Source organism: Pseudomonas sp. SIMBA_068, assembly GCF_046534705.1.
GTDB lineage: Bacteria > Pseudomonadota > Gammaproteobacteria > Pseudomonadales > Pseudomonadaceae > Aquipseudomonas > Aquipseudomonas putida.
In genome coordinates this window covers 1-361 of the sequence record NZ_JAWRYI010000139.1, presented here as the reverse complement: position 1 = coordinate 361, position 361 = coordinate 1, and the positions used below count along the sequence as shown (strand labels likewise).

Below are 361 nucleotides of genomic sequence, written 5' to 3'. Positions count from 1 at the left end.
ACGGTCAGCGAGGCGCTCGCCAGTGCGTGGAAATGCACATTAAAGCCGACCATTGCGCCACTGGCGCCTTCATCTACTTCAATCGTCTCCACATCCAGCGCATGCACGGTGAAAATGTAGCGATGGGTTTCGCCCTGTGGCGGCGCCGCGCCACCGTAGCCCGCCTGACCGAAATCGGTACGGGTCTGGATTGCGCCTGCTGGCAGTGATGCTTTGCCGGAACCGGCACCCTGCGGCAGTGACGTCGTGCTGGCCGGAATATTCGCCACCACCCAGTGCCACCAGCCGGAACCGGTCGGGGCATCAGGATCGTAGCAGGTCACCACAAAACTTTTGGTACCCTCTGGTGCCGCTTCCCAGG

The 361-nt window shown here is 62.0% G+C and carries 1 protein-coding gene; it reads right to left on the bottom strand.

Translation table 11 applies throughout. From position 1 onward, the window contains the following. A partial coding sequence (locus SB756_RS28545) for a kinase inhibitor (protein WP_410912862.1) occupies window positions 1-361 on the bottom strand: 361 nt, incomplete at both ends.